20 protein-coding genes and 1 riboswitch are annotated in these 23,445 nt (G+C 66.9%); of the genes, 5 read left to right on the top strand and 15 right to left on the bottom strand.

Annotation, left to right across the window (positions count from 1 at the left end; translation table 11 throughout):
- A partial coding sequence (locus G3N97_RS22880; protein WP_205995242.1) for a hypothetical protein occupies positions 1-242 on the top strand: 242 nt, incomplete at its 5' end.
- Between the two features lie 18 nt (positions 243-260).
- On the opposite strand, the gene G3N97_RS22875 is transcribed toward G3N97_RS22880, so the two are convergent.
- The 6 genes from G3N97_RS22875 to G3N97_RS22850 all read right to left on the bottom strand — a co-directional run bounded on the left by G3N97_RS22875 (position 261) and on the right by G3N97_RS22850 (position 8,724).
- Positions 261-1,280 carry a peptide ABC transporter ATP-binding protein gene (locus G3N97_RS22875; RefSeq protein ID WP_205995241.1) on the bottom strand — a complete coding sequence of 340 codons (1,020 nt, stop codon included), beginning with the start codon at positions 1,278-1,280 and terminating at the stop codon, positions 261-263.
- Entirely contained in the window at positions 1,277-2,296 is a 1,020-nt protein-coding gene (locus G3N97_RS22870) for an ABC transporter ATP-binding protein (protein ID WP_176079579.1), read from the bottom strand. The genes G3N97_RS22875 and G3N97_RS22870 overlap by 4 nt, the downstream gene beginning before the upstream one ends.
- 84 nt (positions 2,297-2,380) lie before the next feature.
- Positions 2,381-3,298, bottom strand: coding sequence for an ABC transporter permease subunit (locus tag G3N97_RS22865; RefSeq protein WP_065065652.1), 918 nt, complete (start codon positions 3,296-3,298; stop codon positions 2,381-2,383).
- A 51-nt stretch (positions 3,299-3,349) separates the two neighbouring features.
- On the bottom strand, positions 3,350-4,363 hold the full coding sequence (locus G3N97_RS22860; RefSeq protein WP_205995240.1) for an ABC transporter permease subunit: 1,014 nt from the start codon (positions 4,361-4,363) through the stop codon (positions 3,350-3,352).
- Between the two features lie 147 nt (positions 4,364-4,510).
- On the bottom strand, positions 4,511-6,145 hold the full coding sequence (locus tag G3N97_RS22855) for an ABC transporter substrate-binding protein (protein WP_205995239.1): 1,635 nt from the start codon (positions 6,143-6,145) through the stop codon (positions 4,511-4,513).
- 299 nt (positions 6,146-6,444) lie between these two features.
- A complete protein-coding gene (locus G3N97_RS22850) occupies positions 6,445-8,724 on the bottom strand; it encodes a tetratricopeptide repeat protein (RefSeq protein WP_205995238.1) in 2,280 nt (759 codons plus the stop codon).
- Between the two features lie 73 nt (positions 8,725-8,797).
- Here G3N97_RS22850 and G3N97_RS22845 point away from each other — a divergent pair, with 73 nt between their 5' ends.
- Positions 8,798-8,983 carry a hypothetical protein gene (locus G3N97_RS22845; protein WP_205995237.1) on the top strand — a complete coding sequence of 62 codons (186 nt, stop codon included), beginning with the start codon at positions 8,798-8,800 and terminating at the stop codon, positions 8,981-8,983.
- Here G3N97_RS22845 and metF read toward each other — a convergent pair.
- The 6 genes from metF to G3N97_RS22815 all read right to left on the bottom strand — a co-directional run bounded on the left by metF (position 8,980) and on the right by G3N97_RS22815 (position 14,254).
- Positions 8,980-9,810: a methylenetetrahydrofolate reductase [NAD(P)H] gene (gene metF, locus G3N97_RS22840; protein ID WP_205995236.1), complete on the bottom strand. Its 831-nt coding sequence runs from the start codon at positions 9,808-9,810 to the stop codon at positions 8,980-8,982. The genes G3N97_RS22845 and metF overlap by 4 nt on opposite strands.
- A gap of 63 nt (positions 9,811-9,873) precedes the next feature.
- Positions 9,874-10,227, bottom strand: coding sequence for a phage holin family protein (locus G3N97_RS22835; protein ID WP_065065647.1), 354 nt, complete (start codon positions 10,225-10,227; stop codon positions 9,874-9,876).
- Positions 10,228-10,407: 180 nt separating this feature from the next.
- Complete coding sequence (gene ahcY, locus G3N97_RS22830; RefSeq protein WP_183038392.1) at positions 10,408-11,826, bottom strand: adenosylhomocysteinase; 1,419 nt, start codon at positions 11,824-11,826, stop codon at positions 10,408-10,410.
- A gap of 33 nt (positions 11,827-11,859) precedes the next feature.
- A riboswitch (S-adenosyl-L-homocysteine riboswitch) is annotated at positions 11,860-11,979 on the bottom strand.
- A 67-nt stretch (positions 11,980-12,046) separates the two neighbouring features.
- Positions 12,047-12,832 (bottom strand): glycosyltransferase, encoded by a 786-nt coding sequence (locus G3N97_RS22825; protein ID WP_205995235.1) that lies wholly within the window; start codon positions 12,830-12,832, stop codon positions 12,047-12,049.
- Positions 12,833-13,011: 179 nt separating this feature from the next.
- Positions 13,012-13,734: an LrgB family protein gene (locus G3N97_RS22820; RefSeq protein ID WP_065065645.1), complete on the bottom strand. Its 723-nt coding sequence runs from the start codon at positions 13,732-13,734 to the stop codon at positions 13,012-13,014.
- Between the two features lie 58 nt (positions 13,735-13,792).
- Positions 13,793-14,254, bottom strand: coding sequence for a CidA/LrgA family protein (locus G3N97_RS22815; protein WP_205995234.1), 462 nt, complete (start codon positions 14,252-14,254; stop codon positions 13,793-13,795).
- Between the two features lie 142 nt (positions 14,255-14,396).
- On the opposite strand from G3N97_RS22815, the gene G3N97_RS22810 reads away from it, so the two are divergent.
- Positions 14,397-15,341, top strand: coding sequence for a LysR family transcriptional regulator (locus tag G3N97_RS22810; protein ID WP_074982785.1), 945 nt, complete (start codon positions 14,397-14,399; stop codon positions 15,339-15,341).
- A gap of 92 nt (positions 15,342-15,433) precedes the next feature.
- On the opposite strand, the gene G3N97_RS22805 is transcribed toward G3N97_RS22810, so the two are convergent.
- Together G3N97_RS22805 and G3N97_RS22800 are read right to left on the bottom strand one after the other, a co-directional pair.
- Positions 15,434-17,140 carry an OmpA family protein gene (locus tag G3N97_RS22805; RefSeq protein WP_205995233.1) on the bottom strand — a complete coding sequence of 569 codons (1,707 nt, stop codon included), beginning with the start codon at positions 17,138-17,140 and terminating at the stop codon, positions 15,434-15,436.
- A gap of 264 nt (positions 17,141-17,404) precedes the next feature.
- Positions 17,405-19,036 (bottom strand): GMC family oxidoreductase N-terminal domain-containing protein, encoded by a 1,632-nt coding sequence (locus G3N97_RS22800; protein WP_205995232.1) that lies wholly within the window; start codon positions 19,034-19,036, stop codon positions 17,405-17,407.
- A gap of 597 nt (positions 19,037-19,633) precedes the next feature.
- Here G3N97_RS22800 and G3N97_RS22795 point away from each other — a divergent pair.
- Both G3N97_RS22795 and G3N97_RS22790 read left to right on the top strand, forming a co-directional pair.
- Positions 19,634-21,352, top strand: coding sequence for an isovaleryl-CoA dehydrogenase (locus G3N97_RS22795; RefSeq protein WP_205995243.1), 1,719 nt, complete (start codon positions 19,634-19,636; stop codon positions 21,350-21,352).
- A gap of 55 nt (positions 21,353-21,407) precedes the next feature.
- On the top strand, positions 21,408-22,880 hold the full coding sequence (locus G3N97_RS22790; protein WP_205995231.1) for a coniferyl aldehyde dehydrogenase: 1,473 nt from the start codon (positions 21,408-21,410) through the stop codon (positions 22,878-22,880).
- Between the two features lie 25 nt (positions 22,881-22,905).
- On the opposite strand, the gene G3N97_RS22785 is transcribed toward G3N97_RS22790, so the two are convergent.
- Positions 22,906-23,310: an EscU/YscU/HrcU family type III secretion system export apparatus switch protein gene (locus tag G3N97_RS22785; protein ID WP_205995230.1), complete on the bottom strand. Its 405-nt coding sequence runs from the start codon at positions 23,308-23,310 to the stop codon at positions 22,906-22,908.
- Positions 23,311-23,445: the final 135 nt, after the last annotated feature.

Genomic DNA, 23,445 nt, shown 5'->3' with positions numbered 1-23,445 from the left:
CGTCGCCCGCATACGAGCCGAGCACGACCGCCAACGCCAGCGCCGCGCCCAATGCCGAACGCGCGAGACCCCGCCACGATGCGCGCCGCCCGTCCATCGGACCCGCACATCCCCACACCGAGCGAAAAACCATCCGCAAACCCGCGCGAGCCCTCCTCGCCAGCCACTGCGCGCGTGCTTGCCGGCGCGCGCGCGTCGTCATCGACATGGCGGAGCAGCCGCCTGAAAGCGCGCGCGCCTGATGGCGCGCCACCGCTTCATCAGGCCGAACTGCTGCTCCCATCCATTTCCCCCACCTCTTCCGCACGATGGCAGGATACCTGACGCCCATCAACTTCGCGAAGTTGTGGCACTTCCTGACGACACCGCTCGATCGCGTAAGGGCAGCGCTGATGGAACGTGCAGCCCGACGGCGGATTGAGCGGCGAAGGCAGTTCGCCCTCCAGCTTGATCTTCACGCGGCGGTCCGCCTCGAAGATCGCGGGCGTGGCCGAAAGCAGCGAGCGCGTGTACGGATGGCGCGGCCGGCCGATCACCGTGGCCTTGTCGCCGAGTTCCGCCACGCCGCCGAGGTACATCACCATCACGTCGTCGGCGATGTGCTCGACCACCGCCAGATTGTGCGAGATGAACACGTAGCTGGTGCGGAACTGCTCCTGCAGATCCATGAACAGATTGAGGATCTGCGCCTGGATCGACACGTCGAGCGCCGACACTGGCTCGTCGGCGACCACGATCTGCGGATCGAGAATCATCGCGCGCGCGATCGCCACACGCTGGCGCTGCCCGCCCGAAAACATATGCGGATAACGCTTGGCGTGCTCGGGCCGCAAGCCGACGATGCGCATCATGTGCGCGATGCGGTCCGCGCGCTCGCTCGCGGTGAGTTTCGTGTTGATCGCGAGCGGCTCGCCGAGCGTCTGCTCGACGGTCTTGCGCGGATTGAGCGAGGCGAACGGGTTCTGGAACACCATCTGCACGCGGCGGCGCAGCGCGGCGATCTTCTCGCGGCTCGCACTAGCCACGTCCTCGCCGTCGATCGTGAGCTTGCCCGAGGTGGGCGGCTCGATCATCGTGAGCTGGCGCGCGAGCGTGGACTTGCCGCAGCCCGACTCGCCCACCACCGCGAGCGTGCGCCCGCGCGAGAGCGAGAACGACACGCCGTTGAGCGCCTTCACGGTGCCCGTGCCGAACATGCCGCGCTTGACGCTGTAATGCTTCTTGAGATCCTCGGCGACGAGCACCTTGTCGTCGGGCGCGGGTTTCTGGACTGCGTTCATCGCGCGCCTCCGTTCGTGTGGTTCATCGCCTGAGCCGCCGTCGCGCCCTGCACGTTCAGCGGCTTGATGCAGCGCACGCGCGCGCAGCCGCTTTGATCGGCGACCTCGGCGAGCGCGGGGCGCGCCTTGTTGCAGTCGTCGATCACGTACTTGCAGCGCGGCGCGAACAGACACCCGCTCGGTCGGTCGTCGCGGCCCGGCACCATGCCCGGCAGCGCGGCCAGGCGCGCCGCGCCCTGGTTGTGCTCGGGAATCGCGGCGAGCAGCGCCTCCGTGTACGGATGATGCGCACGCGCGAAGATATCCGGCACGCGGTTCGTTTCGATGATCTCGCCCGCATACATCACGGCCACGCGCTGCGCGACTTCGGAGACCACGGCCAGATCGTGCGAGATCAGCACGAGCGCCATGCCGCGCTCTTTCTGCAGACGCACGAGCAGTTCCATGATCTGCGCCTGAATCGTCACGTCGAGCGCCGTGGTGGGTTCGTCGGCGATCAGCAGCTTCGGATTGCAGGCCACCGCCATCGCGATCATCACGCGCTGGTTCATGCCGCCCGACATCTGGTGCGGGAAGTTGTCGATGCGGTTCTTCGCGTCCGGAATGCCCACCTGGTCGAGCAGTTCGAGCGCGCGCGCATGCAGCGCCGAGCCGCGCAGACCTTCGTGCAGCTTGAGCACTTCCTTGATCTGATAGCCGACCGTGTAGCTCGGATTCAGGCTCGTGAGCGCGTCCTGGAACACCATCGCGATGTCCTTGCCGACGATGCGGCGGCGCTCCTTGCCGGTCGCGTTGAGCAGATCGCGGCCGTCGAAGGTGATCGAATCGGCCGTGACCTTGCCGGGCGCGTCGATCAGGCCCATCAGCGCCATCATCGTCACGCTTTTGCCCGAACCCGATTCGCCGACGATGCCGAGCACTTCGCCCGGCGCCACGGACAGATTCACGCGGTCGACGGCGGGCAGGCCGTTGAAATTCACGGCCAGATTGCGGATGGTAAGAAGTTCTTGAGTCATGTCAGGCCTCGCCGGGCCGCCCCAAGAGGACTGACGCCCCCTCGGGGGGCAACGTCCGAAGGGAGTGTGGGGGTCGTTTTCATGTCAGGCCATCCGCTTCAGCTTGGGATCGAGTGCGTCGCGCAGCCCGTCGCCGAGCAGGTTGATCGCGAGCACCGAGATCAGAATCGAGAGGCCAGGCATCGTGACGATCCACCATGCGCTGTCGATGTAGTCGCGCGCCGAGGCGAGCATCGCGCCCCACTCCGCGGCGGGCGGCTGCACGCCGAGGCCGAGAAAGCCGAGCGCGGCCGCGTCGAGAATCGCCGAGCTGAAACCGAGCGTGGCCTGCACGATCAGCGGCGCGGTGCAGTTGGGCAGCACCTGCGAGAACATCAGCCGCAGCGTGCCCGCGCCCGCCACGCGCGAGGCGGTCACGTATTCCTTGTGCAGTTCGCCGAGCGCCGAGCCGCGCGTGAGCCGCACGTAGCCGGGCAGCGCCACGATCGCGATCGCGAGCATGGTGTTGGTGAGGCCCGGACCGATGATCGCCACCACGGCCACCGCGAGCAGCAGCGAAGGCAGCGCGAGCAGCACGTCCATGAGACGCATGATCGGCGTGTCGGCCCATTTCTCGAAGAACGCGGCGACGAGCCCGAGCACGATGCCCGGAATCAGCGCGAGCACGACCGAGACGCAGCCGATCCACAGCGACAGGCGCGCGCCGAACATCAGGCGCGAGAGAATGTCGCGGCCTGCTTCGTCGGTGCCGAGAATGAACTTCCAGTTGCCGCCGTCGAGCCAGGCGGGCGGAATCTTCACGTAGTCGCGGTATTGCTCGATCGGGCTGTGCGGCGCGATCAGCGGCGCGAAGATCGCCACGAAAACCAGCAGCAGGACGATCACGCCCGCGCCGACGGCGCCCTTGTTGCGCGAGAAGTTCGCCCAGAATTCGCGCAGCACGAGCGCGCGTCCCGAAGGCGGCGTGACCGCGCGCGGCGCGGTGTTCTGAATGTCAGCCATCACGCCTCCTCGTTTCGATTGTGTTGTGGGGTGGTCTTGTTCATGTGCGGCTTACCTCGTATGGCGAATGCGCGGATTCAGCACGCCGTACAGCAGATCGACGACCAGATTCACGAGGATCACGAGCGTCGCGATCATGAGAATGCCGCCCTGCACCACCGGATAATCGCGGCGGCTGATCGCGTCGATCAGCCATTTGCCGATGCCGGGCCAGGAGAACAGCGTTTCGGTGAGCACCGCGCCCGCGAGCAGCGTGCCGACCTGCAGGCCGATCACGGTCACGACGGGAATCAGCGCGTTGCGCAGCGCGTGCACGACGATCACGCGCACCGGCGACAGCCCCTTGGCGCGCGCGGTGCGGATGTAGTCCTCGCGCAGCACTTCGAGCATCGACGAACGCGTCATGCGCGCGATCACCGCGAGCGGAATCGTGCCGAGCACGATCGCGGGCAGGATCAGATGCGAGAGCGCGGAGCGGAACGAACCTTCGTCGGTGCCCGGCAGGAGCGAGTCGATCAGCATGAAGCCGGTCACGTGCGGAATGTCGAATTCCACCGCGATGCGCCCGGAAACCGGCGTCCAGCCGAGCTTCGACGAGAACACCATGATGAGGATGAGGCCCCACCAGAAGATCGGCATGGAGTAGCCTGTGAGCGCCGTGCCCATCACGCCGTGATCGACCACGGTGCCGCGTCGCAGCGCCGCGAACACGCCCGCCGGCAGCCCGACCACGAGCGCGAAGATCAGCGCGCAGATCGACAGTTCGACGGTGGCCGGAAAGCGCGCCAGAAACTCGCCCATCACGCTCGTGTTGGTGATGATCGAGGTGCCGAGGTTGCCTTGCAGCGCGTGGCCGACGTAGTGCAGATACTGCATCGGCAGAGGCTCGTCGAGCCCGAGGCGGTGCATCGCGTCGGCGTGCATTTGAGGATCGACGCCGCGCTCGCCCATCATCACTTCGATGGGGTCGCCCGGAATCAGGTGAATGAGCGCGAACGCCAGAATCGTGATGCCGATGAAGGTCGGAATCACCATGCCGATGCGGCGCAATACGAAGCGGAACATGTGGTGTTCCCCCCTAAAACTTCAATGAGCCTGAAATGAAACGCAACCGGCGACAGGGGCTCGTGACCCCGGTCGCCGGACCATTTTCCGCCTGTTTTCCCGGTGTGCGGGCGCAACGAGGAAACGGAAAGTCTTACCCGATGATCTTTACTGCATGCCCACGCCGTCGAAACGCGCGTAGCCGAGCGGCTCGATGCGCATGTCGATCACCTTCTTGCTGACCGGCTGATAGACGGTCGAGTGGGCGATCGGCGAGAACGGCAGTTGCTGCGCGAAGATCTGCTGCGCCTGCGTGTAGATCTTCGTGCGCTCGGCCTGATCCGACGTCTGACGGCCCTTCTGGACCAGGTCGTCGAACGGCTTGTAGCACCACTTGCCGAAGTTGTTGCCGTTCACGGCTTCGCAGCCGAGCAGCGTGCCGAGCCAGTTGTCCGGATCGCCATTGTCGCCGGTCCAGCCGATCAGCATCGAATCGTCCTCGCCCGCGTGCGCGCGCTTGATGTACTCGCCCCACTCGTACGTGACGATCTTCGCCTTCACGCCGATCTTCGCCCAGTCGGCCTGGATCATTTCGGCCATCAGACGCGCGTTCGGGTTATACGGGCGCTGCACCGGCATCGCCCACAGCGTCATCTCGAAGCCGTTCGGGAAACCGGCCTTCGCGAGCAGCGCCTTGGCCTTCGCCGGATCGTACGGCTGCGCCTTGAGCGACTTGTCGTAGGACCATTGCGTCGGCGGCATCGGATTGGTCGCCGCCTGACCCGCGCCCTGATACACCGACTCGATGATCGCCTTCTTGTTGATCGCCATGTCGAGCGCCTGACGCACTTCGAGCTTGTCCATCGGCTTGCGCGTCACGGTGTACGACAGGTAGCCGAGGTTGAAGCCCGGCTGCGACGGCATGGCGATGTTCGGTTCGGCCTTCAGCGGCGCGATGTCGGCGGGACGCGGATAGCTCATCACCTGGCATTCGTCGCGCTTGAGCTTTTGCACGCGCACGCTCGCGTCCGGCGTGATCGAGAAGATCAGCTTCGAGATCTTCACCGCGCCCGGCTTCCAGTAATCCGGATTGCCGTCGAAGCGGATCGTGGCGTCCTTCGTGTAGCTCTTGAAGATGAACGGACCCGTGCCGACCGGGAACTGGTTCATGTCAGCGGCCTTGCCGGCCTTGAGCAGCTGGTCGGCGTATTCGGCCGAGAGAATCGACGCGAATTCCATCGCCATGTTCTGGATGAACGGCGCGTTCGGCTCGCTCAGCGTGAACTTCACGGTGTACGGATCGACCTTTTCGACCTTGGCGATCAGCTTGTCGAGGCCCATGTCGGTGAAGTACGGGAACGACACCGGGTACGCCTTGCGGAACGGCTGGTTCGGGTCGAGCATGCGCTGGAACGTGAACACGACGTCGTCGGCGTTGAATTCGCGCGTGGGCTTGAAGAACGACGTGGTCTGGAATTTCACGCCGTGGCGCAGATGGAACGTGTAAGTCTTGCCGTCAGGGGAAACATCCCACGATTGCGCGAGGCCCGGTTCGACCTTGGTGCCGCCGCGTTCGAACTCGACGAGACGGTTGTAGACGGTGAACGTGTTCGCGGTGAAGTCGACGCCGGTCGTGTACTGCGCCGGGTCGAAACCGGCGGGGCTGCCTTCCGAGCAGTAGACGAGCGTCTTGTTCGGGATGCTGCCCGCGGCGTGCGCGAACGGGGCGCCTGCAATCGATGCCGCTGCGAGCGCCACGAGAGACGTCAGTCGTGCAGCACGCAACAGTTTGTTTTGTTTCATGTTTCCTCCAGTTCAATGCCGGCCGGGGCCAGCGTAGCGCGATCTTACCTGCCCTTTCTACGCCGTCACAAGCGAGCCAAAAAGTCCCACGGCTCGTGGAAAACGCTCGCTTGACAGGCGCGCGCCGAAGCGCGTCGCTTAGCCTCGGGGTGGCGACGGCTCAAGCATTCCGGGCGATTTCTTGCACGCTTTTGGTCGTTTTATCATCATTCGTGGGGATTTTTTAGTTGTTTTGCGCATTTCACGCCGCGGCTTAATGCAGACTCAACGTGAGCGAAAGACGCGTTGCGCGACCGCGATCACGGTGATGTGGACGCATCCGCTGACGCAATCGCCGCCGGAGCGGCGTCGCGCGCGCACCAGTCTCGCCACATCTCGCGCCACGCGGCTTCCATGCCCCGAGCAAATCGCGCGCCGTCCATCAGCGGCGACGCCTGCATGCGCGCACGCAATCCGGCGCGCAGCGCGGAAAGGCGCGGCAAATCGCGCGCCAGCGACACGACGATCCCGACATAGTCCGCGTCGCTGTGCGCGGCCAGTTCCGGCAAGCCGAGATTGCTCAGCAGCGATAAACCGGCGCGCGCATGCGCCGTGCGACCGACGCGCGTGGGCACGGGCACGCCCATCCAGAACGCATCGAGGCTCGTCGTGTGGCCGTTGTACGGGAAGGTGTCGAGCGCGATGTCGATCTGCGACCACGTGCGCAGATAGTCGATGCGCGACTGGAAGCCCACGTAGTTCACCTGCGCCGCATCGATGCCGTGCGCCGCGAGGCGCGTGTTCAGGCGTTCGCGCGCGCTACCCGGCGGCGCCATCAGCACGAGACGCGTGCGTTGCCCCGCCTCGCGCAACGCGGCGAATACGCCCGACCAGAGCGCGAAGGTGGCGTCGGTGAGCTTGCAGGGATTGTTGAGACAGCCAAACGTGATAAGCGCCGTCGACAGCGCGGCTGACGCGGCTAACGCTGGCAGTGCGCTCACCTCAATGCCGGGCGCCTGCGCGTCGTAGCACCAGAACGTATCGGGCAGGCGCAGCGTGCGTTCCGTGTACTGCGCGTCGATGTGCGGCTGATCGCGCGGATCGAGCCACGGATCGCTGAACCGCCAGTCCATCGCCGGACTGCCGGTCGTGCCCGGATACGCGAGCCACGCCGCCTGCACCGGCGCGGGCCGACGCGCGAACACGAGGCGGCGCGCGCCGTCCATGTGCATCGTCAGGTCGACGAGGATGTCGATGTGGTCGGCGCGAATCTGCTGCGCGAGGCCGTCGTCGTCGAGCTGGCTGACGTCGCGCCAGTGATCCGCGTAACGGGCGAGCTGCGCGGTGACCTCGTCGGCTTGCGGGACGAGCGAGTAGCAAACGATTTCGAACGCCGCGTGGTCGTGATGCGCAAGCAGCGGCTGCATGAACAGCGCCTGGCAATGGTTGCGGAAATCGGGCGAGACATAGCCGATACGCAGCCGCCGCGCCGGCTCCGGCGTGTTCGCATACGCGTGCGGCTTGAGTTGCATCAGCGGCGCGCGCTGCCACGCGCGCTCGTGCGCGGCGGAAAAGCGCTCGGTTTCCGCGAGGATCGCGGGGCCGTCGTCGCTCGCGAAGGTCAGCGCGTAGACCAGATTGCTGTGCGCGCCCAGACTGCCGGGATCGCAGTCGAGCGCGCGGCGGTAGGCGGCGATGGCGTCCTCGATACGGCCCATGTTCTTGAACACATTGCCGAGATTGCTGTGCGCGTTCGCGAAGCGCGGATCGATTTCGATGGCGCGCAGGAAGTGCGCGAGCGCGTCGTCGAGATGCGCGAGATCGACTTGGACATTGCCGAGGTTGTTCCAGGCGGCCGCATTGCCGGGATTAAGTTCGAGCGCACGCGCGAGCGCGTCGCGCGCCTCGCCGTAACGGCCGATCGTGCGTAGCTGACAGCCGAGATTCGTGAGCACGTCGGGCGAATCGGGCGCGAGCGTGCGCGCGTGCTCCAGCAGAGTCAGCGCGTCGCCCGTGCGACGCACCGCGATCAGCACAGTGGCGAGGTTGTTCAACGCGTTCACGTTGCCCGGATCGATCGCCACCGCGCGGCGCAACGGCGCCTCCGCGCGCGCGGCCTCGCCGCTCCTCAGCAGCAGGCTGCCGTAGTTGTAGTGCGCGGCCGCGTAATCGGGCGCAAGCGTCAGCACGCGTTCGAACAGGGCCAGCGCGCGCGCCGTGTCGCCCTGCTGGGCGCGCAGATTGGCGAGATTGTTCAGCGCGATCGCGAGGTCGGGCTGGAGCGCGAGCGCGCGTTCGAGCGCGGCGATCGCGTCGGCCGTCTGCGTCGCCGGATCGTAGGTGAGCGCGAGGCTCACGAGGAAATAAGGATCGTGGCGCACGGCGAGCGCGCGCTCGATCAGCGCGCGCGCCGCCAGCCGGTCGCGCGGCGTGGCGATGATGCCCGCCAGATGCAGCGCGTCGGCGTCCCGATCGTTGGCAGCGATCAGCCGGTCGCAGCGTGCGCGCGCTTCGTCGTGCGCGCCGGCGCGCCATGCAGCGAAGGCGCCGGCGAACGTGTCGGCGTCGGGAGCGGGATCGGTCAAGGCAACGGGATTCATGATGGACGGCCGCCGCCGACGGCGTCAGCCGGGGCGCGCGATCTGACGGATAGGCAGAAGGAGAAGAAGGCGCGTGAAAAAGCGAATCGGCAATTATCAGCACCGTCTCGATTCAGACCGCTTGACCCACATCAGCATCCCGGTTTGCCGCGCCCATGAAAAAACCGCGCGGCGCCTTCGAAAAGGACACCGCGCGGTTCGCGGATACAGCTTGATTCGCTACCGACGCGCCGCCCTGGCGCGCGGTTCGGACGCTTAAACGCCCAGACGTTCGCAGATCGCCTTCGTCGCGTTGGCCGCGTTGAGCGTGTAGAAGTGCAGGCCCGGCGCGCCGCCGTCGACGAGTCGGCGGCACAGGTCCGTCACCACGTCGAGGCCGAAGGCGCGGATCGCTTCGCGGTCGTCGCCGAAGCTTTCCAGACGCTTCGCGACCCAGCGCGGCACTTCCGCGCCGCACATTTCCGAGAAGCGCATGAGCTGCGAGTAGTTCGTGATCGGCATGATGCCGGGCACGATCGGCACGTCCACGCCCAGCTTGCGCGCGTCGTCGACAAAGCGGAAATACGCGTCGGCGTTGAAGAAGTACTGCGTGATCGCCGAATCGGCGCCCGCTTTCACCTTTTGCGCGAACGCTTCGAGGTCGTGACGCGGCGAGCGCGCCTGCGGGTGATATTCGGGATACGCGGCCACTTCGATGTGGAACGCGTCGCCGGTTTCGGCGCGGATGAACGCGACGAGATCCGACGCATAGCGCAGCTCGCCCATTTCGCCCATGCCCGAAGGCAGGTCGCCGCGCAGCGCCACGATGTGACGGATGCCGTGCGAGCGGTACTGCGCGAGGATCTCGCGCAGGTTGTCGCGCGTCGCGCCGATGCACGAAAGGTGCGGCGCCGCATCCACGCCTTCTCTCGCGATGTCGGCGACGGTGTCGAGCGTGCCCTGTTGCGTCGAGCCGCCCGCGCCGAAGGTCACCGAAACGAACCGCGGCTTGAACGCGAGCAGCTGTTCGCGCGTGGCGCGCAGCTTCTCGACGCCGTCCGGGGTCTTCGGCGGGAAGAATTCGAATGAGAGTTCGATCGGTTTCATGATGAGTGGGCCGAGGCGGCGAGCCCCGGCCGGGTCGTCAACGTGACGTCAACTACGCGTCGATCAGCCGAGGCTGCGGTTGCCGAAGATCAGCGCCGACAGCAGCCACGACACGATGCTGTACAGGATCGAGCCGAAGAACGCCGACCAGAAGCCCGACACCTCGAAGCCCTTGAGCAGCGACGCGGCGAGCCAGAAGCACAGCGCGTTCACCACGAGGATGAACAGGCCGAGCGTGAGGATCGTCACGGGCAGCGTGAGGACGATGAGCAGCGGGCGCAGCACGGCGTTGATCAGGCCGAGCACCAGCGCCACGATGAGCGCGGTGCCGAAGCTGCGCACGTGGATCGACGGAACCAGCCAGGTGATGATCAACAGCGCGAGCGCGTTGATCAGCCAGGTCAGCAACACGGTCATGGTGAGTCCTCTTGCGTCGTGGTTATGTGGTGCGCCCGCGCGCATCGATGAGCGCGCGGGCGTAGTCACAGCATCGGGCTGCTCGCTTAAAGACGTCTTAAAAATAAGGGCCGTCTCGCTGCGGTTTTGTATCGACCCGTAACAGTCAAAGCCGACAACGTCGAGTCGACGCGAATCGACTTAATAGCGGTAGTGGTTCGGCTTGAACGGACCGTTCTTGTCGACGCCGATGTACGAAGCCTGGTCGTCCGACAGCACCGACAGGTTCGCGCCGATGCGCGCAAGGTGCAGACGCGCGACCTTTTCGTCGAGATGCTTCGGCAGCACGTAGACCTTATTCTCGTACTTCTGGCCTTCGCAGAACAGTTCGATCTGCGCGAGCGTCTGGTTCGTGAACGAGTTCGACATCACGAACGACGGATGGCCCGTGGCGCAGCCGAGGTTCACGAGGCGGCCTTCGGCCAGCAGGATCACGCGCTTGCCGTCCGGGAAGATGATGTGGTCGACTTGCGGCTTGATGTTTTCCCACGTGTACTGGCGCGTCGAGGCAACGTCGATTTCCGAGTCGAAGTGACCGATGTTGCAGACGATCGCGTTGTGGCGCATCGCCTTCATGTGGTCATGGCCGATCACGTGGAAGTTGCCGGTGGCCGTCACGAAGATGTCGGCCTTGTCGGCGGCGTATTCCATCGTCACGACGCGGTAGCCTTCCATCGCGGCTTGCAGCGCGCAGATCGGATCGATTTCCGTGACCCACACCGTGGCGCCCAGACCGCGCAGCGATTGCGCGCAGCCCTTGCCCACGTCGCCGTAACCGGCCACGACCGCGATCTTGCCCGCGATCATCACGTCGGTCGCGCGCTTGATGCCGTCGACGAGCGACTCGCGGCAGCCGTACAGGTTGTCGAACTTCGACTTCGTGACCGAGTCGTTGACGTTGATGGCCGGGAACGGCAGACGGCCTTCCTTTTCCATCTGGTACAGGCGGTGCACGCCCGTGGTGGTTTCTTCCGTCACGCCCTTGATGTGCGCGAGGCGCGTCGAGTACCACGCCGGATCGATCGCGAGGTGCTTTTCGATCGACTTGTACAGCGCGACTTCTTCTTCGTTCGTCGGCTTGGCGATGACCGAGCGGTCCTTTTCAGCCTTCGAGCCGAGGATCAGCAGCAACGTGGCGTCGCCGCCGTCGTCGAGGATCATGTTGGCGAATTCGCCGTTCGGCCATTCGAAGATGCGGTGCGAGAACTCCCAGTATTCGTCGAGCGATTCGCCCTTGAACGCGAACACCGGCGTGCCGCCCGCGGCGATCGCGGCGGCGGCGTGGTCCTGCGTCGAGAAGATGTTGCACGAGGCCCAGCGCACGTCGGCGCCGAGTGCCGTCAGCGTTTCGATCAGCACGCCCGTCTGGATCGTCATGTGCAGCGAACCGGCGATGCGCGCGCCCTTCAGCGGCTGCTGCGCCTTGTATTCTTCGCGCGTTTGCACGAGGCCGGGCATTTCGGTTTCGGCGATGTCGAGTTCCTTGCGGCCCCAGGCGGCAAGCGACATGTCGGCAACGATGAAATCCTTGGCTTGATCTTGCGGAATTGCGGCGTTCATCACGCCCTCCTTTCTAAAAGTGACTAGAAATTAAAGACGTGAGCGCCGTTTTTCAGTGCGGTGCGTTCGTGGCATGAAAACCATGAGCTGGCCGTATTGAGCGCCTCCGAGCCTGGCGGATGGGTGACATCCGTCGCAACGCTCCTCGAAGACGAGGCGTGATTGTAGCAAATCGAGATGACTGCGGCGCGTCGGAAAGACAGGGCCGCATCCGAGCGGCTCAGCGCGCGGGCGTATCCGGTGCGTCCGGCGCGATCTGCAGCGCGCGCAACTGCTGCACGCTGGCGCGCGCGGTGTCGAGCCAGGCGCGCGAGGCGCGCAACGTGGCTTCGTTGGCGACCGGATCGGCTTCGGTGAAACCCATCTGGATGTTCAGAAAACGCTCCGCGTGGATGCCCGGGTGCCAGTGCATGCGCACGCGTTTGGCGTCGATCAGGCGGCGCTGGCCGAAGATTTCGCGCAGCGACCACGACAGCGCGCCATCCTCGCCGCCGTAGCGGCGGAACAGTTCGTCGGTGGGAAAGCCGCCGAGCGCGAGCAGCACGTTGCGGCGGATCACAAGGCTGCTCGGCACCGTGTTGCTGAGCACGGCTGCAAATTCCGCGAATTGGGGATGCCGCGTGAGGCGCGCGGGAAAGCCCGCGTAATCGACGTCGAGCCGGATCACCGCTTCGTGCGGATGCGCGTCGAGATGCGCGCCGGCGGCGGCGAGCGCGCCGGGCAGGTATTCGTCGTCGGCGTCGAGAAAGGCGAGCAGCGGCGTGGCGGTGTTCAGCGCCGCCCAGTTGCGTGCGCGGGCCGGTCCGGCGTTGCCGGGCATCTGCAGCAGCCGCACGCGCGCGTCGCGCAAGGCGTAGACGCGCACGATGGACGCGGAGGCATCGGTAGAACCGTCGTCGACGACGAGAATCCGGGTGGCTTCGGGCTGCGCGAGGCAGCTGTCGAGCGCGCGCGCCAGCGTGGCGGCGCCGTTGAAACAGGGAATGATGACGGAGATTTCAGACATGGAACGCAGCGCTTACTGGCCGCGGAAAACGCGGGGAATCGCGCGATGGTAGCCCCGTCTCAGAATCGCGGATCGCCGCGCGCTTGCGTCGCGGCGGTGCGGATCGTCGCAGATCAAATGCCGGTCGAAAAGGCGGTGTCGCGCGACGCCGTCCGCCCTCGCCGCCCTCTGTCCGGATCTCAGATCGGCAGAAAGCCCAGCGCCGGCGCGAGCAGCACCATCACCACGCCCGCGATCATCATCGTCAGGCTCGCGACCACGCCTTCTTCGCTGCCCAGTTCGCGCGCCTTCGCGGTGCCCACGCCGTGCGCCGCCGCGCCGAACAGCGCGCCGCGCGCGAGACGCGTGCGCAGCGGCACGAGCCCGAGCACCAGTTCGCCGAACAGCATGCCGCAGAGGCCGGTGGCGATCACGAACAGCGCGGTGAGGTCGCGCGGCGCGTGAATCTTGTCGGAGACCGCGAGCGCGAACGGCGTGGAGACCGAGCGCGTCATCAGGCTGCGTTGCAGTTCGGGCGACAGATGCAGCAGCTTCGCAAGCGCGAGCGAGCCGCCCACCGCCACCATGATGCCGACCGTCACGCCCACCGCGAGCGAGATCCAGTGGCGCTTGAGCAGTGCGCGGTATTCGTAGATCGGCACGGCGAACGCCACCGTGGCGGGGCCGAGCAGCCACATCAGCCAGCGCGTGTCCTGAAAGTAGACCGGATACGGAATATGCAGCAGCAGCACGATCGCGCCCAGCACGACCGGCACCGCCAGCAGCGGCGTGAGCCACGGCGAGCGCACGCGCGCGTAGAGCGCCTTCGAGGCGAAATAGAGCGCGACGGTGAGGATGAAACAGCCCGCGGCGATCAGCCGGGAGGCATCGTCGGCGAACAGCGAAGCGTAGAACGTGTTCATGACGGAATCATCCTTGGGAGACGGGCGGAATCAGCGAAAACGGAATGTCGTGCGACGTTCAGGCGCGCGCCAGATGACGCGCATCGCGCACATGACGCACGCGGCGCAGCGCGAGACGGCGTTCGAGCCGCGCGGCCTGTTCGACGGCGAACGCCACGGCCACCATCACCATCAGCGTGCCGCCGACCACGACCAGCGCGAGGCGCCAGCCGTCGGCGCGAAACAGACCGCCGTACTGCACGGCCGCCACCGCGGCCGGGATGAAGAACAGCAGCATGTCGGAGAGCAGCCAGTCGGCGCCCGCCTTGACCCAGCGCGGCGCCACGCCGCCGCAGAACAGCAGCACCAGCAGCAGCACGAGGCCGACCACGCCGCCCGGCACCGGCAGGTGCACGGCGCGCGAGAGTTGATCGGCGATAAACCAGACGCCGGCGAGCAGCGAGGACTGCGCCGCGATCCGGCCAACGCGGGCGAAACCGCCGGATTGCGGGGCGCGTGCGGAAGTGGTCGAGGCAGTCATGGCAAACCCTAAGTGACATCGGAATGGAAGTCAGTATAGGGTGCAGCGCAGCATAAATATAATGACTTACGATTATCCGGTGCATTCGAATTTGGAATGCACCGGATTTGTGCGCACATGCAGCGTATAAGGAGGCACAACTGTGGAATTGCGCGCCCTGCGGTATTTCATCGAAGTGGTGCGGCAGCAAAGCTTCACCGCCGCCGCCGAGCAGATGCACGTCACGCAGCCGACCATCAGCAAGATGGTGAAAGCGCTCGAAGACGAAACCGGCACCCAGCTGCTGCTGCGCGACGCGCGCCAGATGGTGCTCACCGACGCCGGTCGCATCGTCTATCAGCGCGGCCAGGACGTGCTCGCCGCGCACGCGCAGTTGCAGGCGGAACTCGCCGATCTCGGCACGCTCGGGCGCGGCGAACTCACCATCGGCATTCCGCCGATGGGCGGCTCGCTCTTCACGCCCGCGATCGCGGCGTTCCGTCAGCGTTATCCGAAGATCGAACTGAAGCTGTTCGAGCAGGGTTCGCGCGCGATCGAGGCGGCGCTGATTTCGGGCGAGCTCGAACTGGGCGGCGTGCTGCTGCCCGTCGATCCCGAGCAGATCGATCTCCTGCCGATCTCGCACGAGGTGCTGTGGCTGGTCGCGCAGCGCGGCTCGCGCTGGGACAACAAGCTCAGCGTGCCGCTTGGCGAACTCGCCAACGAGCCGTTCGTGTTCTACGGCGAAAGCCTCGCGCTCAACGACGTCGTGCTGAGCGCCTGCCGCACGGCCGGTTTCGCGCCGCAGATCGTCGGCCGCAGCGGCCACTGGGATCTGATGGCGGCGCTCGTGCTCGCGGGCGTGGGCATCGCGCTGCTGCCCGCGCCTTATGTGCGACGGCTCGACGCCGCGCGCTTCACCTGCCTGCCGGTGACCGAGCCGACCATCACCTGGGACATGGCGATCGGCTGGAAGCGCAACGGCTATCTCTCGCACGCGGCGCGCGCGTGGCTCGCGGTGGCGCGCGAGGAGTACGGCAAGCCGTCCAATTTCCTCGACGATTTCGTTGGGCCGCCCGGTCTGGAGCAACCGGCCGCCCAGGGGTGAGACGCAACGGTCGAAGCATGAAAAAAGCCGCCCGGCTCACGCCGGACGGCTTTTTGCGCTGTTGCTGATGACGCTAACCGACGCGCCTCGGCTTACTTCGCCACGAACTCGATGCGGCGATTACGGAAGCGGCCGCTTTCGGTGTCGTTCGCGGCGACCGGATTGGCGTCGCCGTAACCTTCGGCCTTGAGCGTGCTGCCCGCCACGCCCTGCGCGACGAGGAAGGTGCGCACGGCTTGCGCGCGCTGCTTCGAGAGCGCGAGGTTGGTCGCCGCCACGCCGACGTTATCCGAATAGCCCGCCACTTCGAGCTGCACCGGCTTGCCCTGCTTCGCGCACGCCTTCAGCGCCTTGGCCGAGTCGCGCAGATCCTGCGCGGCCGAGGCCGGAATCACCGAGCTTGCGGTCTTGAAGTTGATGACCTGCAGATTGAGCACCTTCGCCACGTCGCTGCCCGCGCACGAGCTGTCGCTGACGAACAGGCCCTTCACGGCGTCGCGGAACGACTGCGTGGCGTCGGCCACGGCCTTCTGCACGTTGAACACGCCAATGTCGAAGCCCGAGCCGAACAGCGCCTTGAGCTTGTCGAGCCAGCCGAGCTTGGCGTCGGCGGCCGTGCCACTCAGTTCGACGTGCGCGCCGTCGATCTTCACTTCCGCGCCGGGCAGCGCCATCAGCGGCAGCAGGCCGTCGAGGTGCGCGAGCCAGTCGGCCGGCTTCGTGGCGGCGTCGACCGTCACGTTGGCGTTGAACTTGCCGTCGCCGAACTGCTTCGTGAGCGCGTCGACGAGCTGCGTCTTCTCGGCTTCGGTGCCGACCGTGGCCGTAATCGTCGGCACGCCGTTTTTGTCGACCGTGAACGAGAGATGCGAGTCCTGCGTGGGCGCAGGTGCAACGACAGCGCTGGCCGCCGACGCATCAGACGCCGCCGAAGTGATCGCAGGCGCCGACGCATTGTCGGCCGCGCTGGCTTCCGAAGCCGCGACCGCCGCCGGCGCCGAGGCCGCCTGATCGTCCTGCACCGGTTCCTCGCGATGGCACGAGCGCAGCGCGAAGAACGCCACGATCAGCGCGAGCGCGGCGAGCAGCCACCAGAGCCACGAATGCCCGCGCTTTTCGGCGACGATGGGCGGCGTGCTGTCGCCGAGCGTCTGCGGCGGCAGCGACGCCGACACCGGACGCGCCGGCGGCTGCGGATGATCGAGATGCGCCGACACGTCCTTCAGACGCATGAGCACCGAGCCCGCGAACGCGCCCGCGCTGCCGAGGCCGACCGCGCTCGCGAGGCGGTCGGTGAGGCTCGCGTTGACCGACGACAGTTGATGGCCGAGCAGCGTCGGCAACTGCCCGACGAAACCCTGGGACGACGTGAAGTGCTGCTTGAGAATACCCATCAGCGCCGCGCCGACCACGCCGGTCAGCGAGAAAGCCGTGGATTGCGCCGCGCCCGTTTGTGCCGCGACCGCGTCGGCGAGTGCGCCGACGTTCACGCCCGCCGCCTTCTGCATCAGATCGCGGCCCAGCGTTTCGAGCTGGCTCAGGCCCGCGGTGCTCGACAGGAGTTCGGGCAGTTGCTTGCCGATGCTCGCGTTCACGTCGGGCGACATGATGGTGGAGAACAGGCTGCGCGCGCCGTCGGCGGTGCTGCCGCGATGCATGATCGCCGCGACGAGCGCCGGCGCGATCGCGCCGGTGACCTTGCGCGTGAGATCGGGCGCGAGGCCGAAGCGGCCGGACAGGTTGCGGACGACGTCGTCGCTCAGGACCGTTTCCAGCAGTTGAAATACGTTGATGCTCATCGAGGCGGTTCCTCCCAGTTCGCGGACGCGCCAACTGACACGCCCAAGGTGCCGCGCGATTATAGGGACTCCGAAATCTCGAAATTGCGGATACCGCGAAGTTCACACAATATTTAACGAAAAAGACGTTTTTTAAGCAATTTTCGTCAATTGAAAAAAGCCAGCGAGACGTCGTGCGTCTCGCTGGCTTCGCGTTTCTTCCAAGCGATTTGAGATTCGTCCGAGCGAGCGCACCACCGCCCGCTTGCGAAAAGGACGCGCGTGTCAGACCGTCATTTGCGCGCTCTGCGTGGACGCGCTTTCGCGCCGGGCCGCGACGATCAGATCCGCCGCGCGTTCGCCGATCATCACGGTCGGCGCGTTGGTGTTGCCGCCGATGAGCGTCGGCATCACCGAGGCGTCGGCGATGCGCAGATGCGTCGCGCCGCGCACGCGCAACTGCGGGTCGACGACCGATTGCGCGTCGCCGCCCATGCGGCAGGTCGCGACCGGGTGATAGATCGTGTCGGCGTGCGCGGCAATCGTCGCGCGCAGTTCGGCGTCGCTCTGCCCCGCCTGCGTGTAGATCTCGCGCCCGCCCATGCGCAGCAGCGAGGGCGCGTCGAGAATGCGCCGCGCGATGCGCGCGCCTTCGACGAGCAGATCGAGGTCGCGCGCATCGGACAGAAAGCGCGGATCGATCACCGGCGCTTCGCGCGCATCGGCACTCGCGAGCGTCACGGTGCCGCGGCTCGCCGGGCGCAGCACGCAGACGTGCAGCGAATAACCATGCCCCCAGTGCAGGCGGCGGCTGTGATCGTCGACGAGCGCGGTGCAGAAGTGCAGTTGCAGATCGGGCCGCTCCAGCTCCGGACGGCTTTTCAGAAAACCGCCCGCCTCCGCCACGTTGGTCGTGAACATGCCGCGCCGCCCGCGCAGATAACGCACGAGGCCCGGCACCATCTTCGCCGCGCCGCGCAGCGAATAACCGACGGTCTCGCTCGAATGCACGCGCTTGTTATAGGTGAAGTCGATGTGGTCGATCAGATTGCGGCCGACATCCGGCGCGTCGTGCTGCACGGCGATGCCGTGCTCGCGCAAATGCGCGGCCGGGCCGATGCCCGAACACATCAACAGTTGCGGCGTGTTGAACGCGCCTGCCGCGAGGATCACCTCGGCGCGCGCCTCGATGCGCTCGCTGCGGCCCGCGCGCGCGACTTCCACGCCGGTCGCGCGCGCGCCGTCGAAACTCACGCGCAGCACGGTGGCATCGGCGATCAGATGCAGATTCGGGCGCGGCTTGCCGTACAGATACGCGCGCGCCACCGTGCAGCGCTCGCCGCCGCGCTGCGTGACCTGATAGAAGCCGACGCCTTCCTGGTGCGCGCCGTTGAAGTCGTCGTTGGCAGGGAAACCCGCTTCGAGCGCGGCCTGCACGAAGCGCTCCGCGACCGCGTTGCGCTCGCGCAGATCGGACACGCCGAGCGGGCCGCCCGCGCCGTGCCACGCATTCGCGCCGCGCGCGTTGTCCTCGGCGCGCAGGAAGTACGGCAGCACGTCGTCCCACGCCCAGCCCGTGCAGCCGAGTCGCGCCCATTCGTCGTAGTCGAGCGGATGGCCGCGCGTGTAGATCATCGCGTTGATGGCGCTGGAGCCGCCGAAGCCGCGGCCGCGCGGCTGGTAACCGCGTCGTCCGTTCAGGCCAGGCTGCGGCACCGTCTGATAGGCGTAGTTGTTCTTGGTGCGGAACGGCACGAGCGCCGCCACGCCCATCGGCATGTTGACGAAGAGATTGCGCTCGGTGTGCGGACCGGCTTCGATCAGCGCGATGCTCGCGTCGGGACAGCGTTCGGCCAGGCGTCCGGCCAGCGATGCGCCGCCCGAACCGCCACCTACGATCACGTAGTCGTATTGCATGTCTCCTCCTGTTGGCCCGGCCCGGCGCTCGCGCGCTTGCCTTCAGCCCATGCAGCGGACGCTGCCTCTCAGTCTCGTGGACGTCTCGTGGATGTCTCGCGGACGTCGCGTTATCTCGCGTTGCAGCCGGGCGGCGCTTGAGGCACCCTAGTTGCACGCTCGTTCGATTTCACGTTTGTGGCCGATTGTAGGAAGTGTCAGGCACCGGGGTCAGCTTTTATCTCAGAGCGTTCCCTCTAATCCTGACATTACACGATGTCTCATTGGCGACTAACATGAAGGACCGTCCGGCGCCCGGCGTCGGCGGGTACAAAAACGATTCCAGCAAGCAGCACAGGGAGCGCTGGAGCGCCCAGTAACCGGCCCGCCGCATGTGTCGAGACTTGAGTCACGCAGTCCTGGCGCGTGCGGCGCGGGCCGCCATCGGTGCGCATCACGAACGAGCACGACGGCCTCGCGCGAACGCCGCGTGCGGGCTTTTCGTCAGATCAGGCACGATGACCGCGCGCCCGTTGCGCGCCGCCGATGGAGACAGCCTCGATGAACCCAATCGCCCCGACGCACCCGGCCAGCGCACCTGAGGCGACCGATGCCGCGTTGCGCCAGCATCGCCCCGGCACCACGCACGAAGTCACGAATCAGGCGCCGCCGCTCGCCGATTACAACCTTTTTTCCACCGATGCCGCGCTCGGCGAGGCGCTCGCGCGCGCCGGCGCGCAGTGGCATCGCGATGCACTCGCGCGTCATGGCGCGAAGCTCGGCGAAGCCGACGTGCAGGCGCTCGCCGATCTCGCCAACCGCCACGCGCCCGAACTGCATACGCACAGCGCGCGCGGCGAGCGCATCGACGCCATCGAATTTCATCCCGCCTGGCACGACCTGCTCGCGCTGCTGCGCGCCGAAGGCCTGCACGCGCTGCCGTTCTCCGAGCCGCGTCCCGGCGCGATGGCCGCGCGCTGCGCGGGCTATTTTCTGCACGCGCAGCTCGAATCGGGCTCGCTCTGCCCGCTCACCATGACGTTCGCGAGCATTCCGGTGCTGCAACGCGAGGCGGCGCTGTTCGAGACGCTGCGCGACAAGCTCTACACGCGCGAGCACGACGCGCGCGACGTGCCGCTCGCCCACAAGCGCTCGATGATGATCGGCATGGGCATGACCGAAAAACAGGGTGGCTCCGACGTGCGCAGCAACCGCACCGAAGCGCGTCCGGCGGGCGCGCAGAGCGGACGCGGCGCGCGCTATCTGCTGACCGGCCACAAGTGGTTCTTTTCCGCGCCGCAATGCGACGCGCACCTCGTGCTCGCGCGCACGACCGAACACGACGGCCTCTCGTGCTTCTTCGTGCCGCGCTTCCTGCCGGACGGCACGAAGAACGCCGTCAACGTGCAGCGTCTGAAAGAGAAGCTCGGCAACCGCTCGAACGCGAGCAGCGAAGTCGAATTCTTCGACGCCGAGGGCGTGATGATCGGCGACGAAGGCCGCGGCGTGCCGACCATCATCGAAATGGCGAATTTCACGCGGCTCGACTGCGTGATCGGCAGCGCGGCGCTGATGCGCGCGGCGCTCGTGCAGGCGATCCATCACGCGCGCCATCGCAGCGCGTTCGGCCGTCCGCTCGCGCAGCAGCCGCTGATGCAGAACGTGCTCGCCGACCTCGCGCTCGAATCCGAAGCCGCGACGGTGCTGTTCATGCGCCTCGCGCACGCGTTCGAGCAGAGCGCGCAGGCGGCGCAGTCCGGCGAGGAAAACGCCGAGGCGCTCGAAGCGCGCGCGTGGCGGCGCATCGTCACGCCCGCCGCGAAGTTCTGGGTCTGCAAGCGCACGCTCGCGTTCACGGGCGAGGCGATGGAAGTCTGGGGCGGCAACGGCTACGTCGAGGAAGGGCCGATGGCGCGCTTCTATCGCGAGGCGCCCGTCAACTCGATCTGGGAAGGTTCCGGCAACGTGATGTGTCTCGACGTGCTGCGCGCGCTCGAACGCGAGGCCGACGCCGCCCAGGCGCTCTTTCTTGCGTGGCGTCGCGAAGCGGCCGATCATCCCGTGCTCACGGCCGCGCTCGACCGGCTCGCGGCGCTGCTCAACGGCGCGCCCGGATCGCGCGAGGCGAGCGCGCGGCGCATCGCGCAGCAGATCGTGCTGATCGCGCAGGCGATGCTGCTGCGCGCCGGACCGCCCGAAGTCGCCGATGCGTTCATCGCCACGCGGCTCGACGAACATGCCGCCGACTGCGACCGCGTGTTCGGCACGCTGCCCGCGCGCTTCGACCACGCCGCGCTGATCGAACGCGCGCTGCCCGCCGATTATCTGGCGCGATAAAAAGCGAACACAAAAACTCAAGCGCCCGCGCGCCTCACTCCATCAAGGACCGACCATGAAGCAGGATCTGCCCGAAACGCTTGCTCCGCAGCCCGCTCCCGGCGCAAGCGCCGCGAGCACAACCGGCGAGCACACGCCGGACACGCTCGCCGCGCTGCTCGCCACGCAGCGCGAAGCCTTCCTGCGCGAGCCGTTTCCGGCGTGGAGCACGCGCGCGCGTCATCTGCGCACGCTGCGCGACGTGCTGTTCGCGAATCAGGACGCGCTCGCCGACGCGATGAACGCGGACTTCGGCCAGCGCTCGAAAGCCGAGGTCGCGCTCGCGGAATTCGTGGTGCTCAAGCAGGAAATCGACGCCGCGCTCAAGCACGGCGAGCGCTGGATGCGGCCGCAGCGCCGCCGCGCGGGCAAATGGCTCGCGCCGGGACGCGCGAAAGTCGTGCCGCAGCCGCTCGGCGTGGCGGGCATCGTCGTGCCGTGGAACTATCCGCTGCTGCTGGGCGCGAGTCCGCTCGTCTGTGCGCTCGCGGCGGGCAACCGCGCGCTGATCAAGATGTCCGAGCTGACGCCGCGCACGTCCGCGCTGTTCGCCGATCTGATCGCGCAGGCCTTCGCGCCCGATCACGTGGCGGTCGTGAACGGCGACGCGGCCGTGGGCGCGGCCTTCAGCGCGCTGCCGTTCGACCATCTGCTGTTCACGGGCTCGACGCGCGTCGGCCACGAAGTGATGCGCGCGGCGGCCAACCATCTCACGCCGGTCACGCTCGAACTGGGCGGCAAGTCGCCCGCGCTGATCGGCACGCAGGCGCGCTTCGACTACGCCGTCGACAGCCTGCTGCTCGGTAAGACGCTCAACGCCGGGCAGACCTGCATCGCGCCCGATTACGTGCTGCTGCCGCGCGGCAGCGAAGCGGCGTTCATCGCCCGCGCGCACACGCGCTTTGAGACGCTGTATCCGCAATTCGCGACCAACCGCGATTACACCTCGATCATTTCGACGCGCCATTTCGAGCGCCTCGAACGACTCGCCGACGAAGCCCAGGCCGCGGGCGCGCAACTGCATCCGCTCGGTCCGCGCGACGCCGCGACGCGCCAGTTCGCGCCCGTGATCGTGACGAACGCGCCCGACTCGACGCAATTGATGCAGGAGGAAATTTTCGGGCCGCTGCTGCCGATCGTGCCCTACGACACGCTCGACGAGGCGCTGCGCTACGTGAACGCGCGTCCGCGTCCGCTCGCGCTCTATCTCTACGCCGACGACGCGCGCACGGTCGATCGCGTGACGCACGAGACCGTGGCGGGCGGCATGTCGGTGAACGAAACGCTGATGCATATTGCCGCGGAAGGGCTGCCGTTCGGCGGCGTCGGCGCGAGCGGCATGGGCGCATATCACGGCTACGAGGGTTTTCAGACCTTCTCGAAGATGAAGCCCGTGTTCACCCAGGCGCGCCTGAACGCGCGCGGGCTGATCGCGCCGCCCTACGGCAAGCTGTTCAACACGCTGATCCGCGTGATGTTGCGGTTCTGAGGCCCGCGGCCTGGAACCGCGCGACTCACTCCGGCAAGGCCGGAAAGTGGAACGGATTGATCGACAGCGATTTCGGATCGGGCGCGTTGCGGGCCGCGCCCGCCTCGCCTGCGGCTGATTGCTGGCCATGCGCGGCGGCAGCGGCGGCGGCTTGCGCGTTGCCCGCGACTTCGAGCCCGTGCAGCCAGGCGAGCAGTTCCGCGACGGCCTGATAAAGCTGCGGCGGCACCTGCGAATCCAGATCGACCTGCATCAGCAGCGACACCATTTCCGGCGCCTCGTGCACGTAGAGGCCGGCTTCCTTCGCGCGCTGCACGATCATCTCGGCGACGAGGCCGTAGCCCTTCGCGACCACGCGCGGCGCGGCGTCGGGCGAAGCCGCGTCGTCGTAGGCGAGCGCCGCGGCGCTCTTGCGGTTCGTGCGGCTCATCCCAGTTCCCAATCGGTTGACGACGCCGAATGCGCATCCGACGCCGCATCGGCGGACGCGTCCGCGTAGGCGTGCGTCGCCGCAGCGGCCGCCGTCTGTTCGGCCTGCGCCGCGTGGTGCGCGTAGGCGTCGGCG

Source organism: Paraburkholderia sp. Ac-20347, from assembly GCF_017104805.1.
Taxonomy (GTDB): domain Bacteria; phylum Pseudomonadota; class Gammaproteobacteria; order Burkholderiales; family Burkholderiaceae; genus Paraburkholderia; species Paraburkholderia tropica.
Note: the sequence above shows the minus strand (reverse complement) of the source record. Positions and strands in the feature narration are given on the sequence as shown.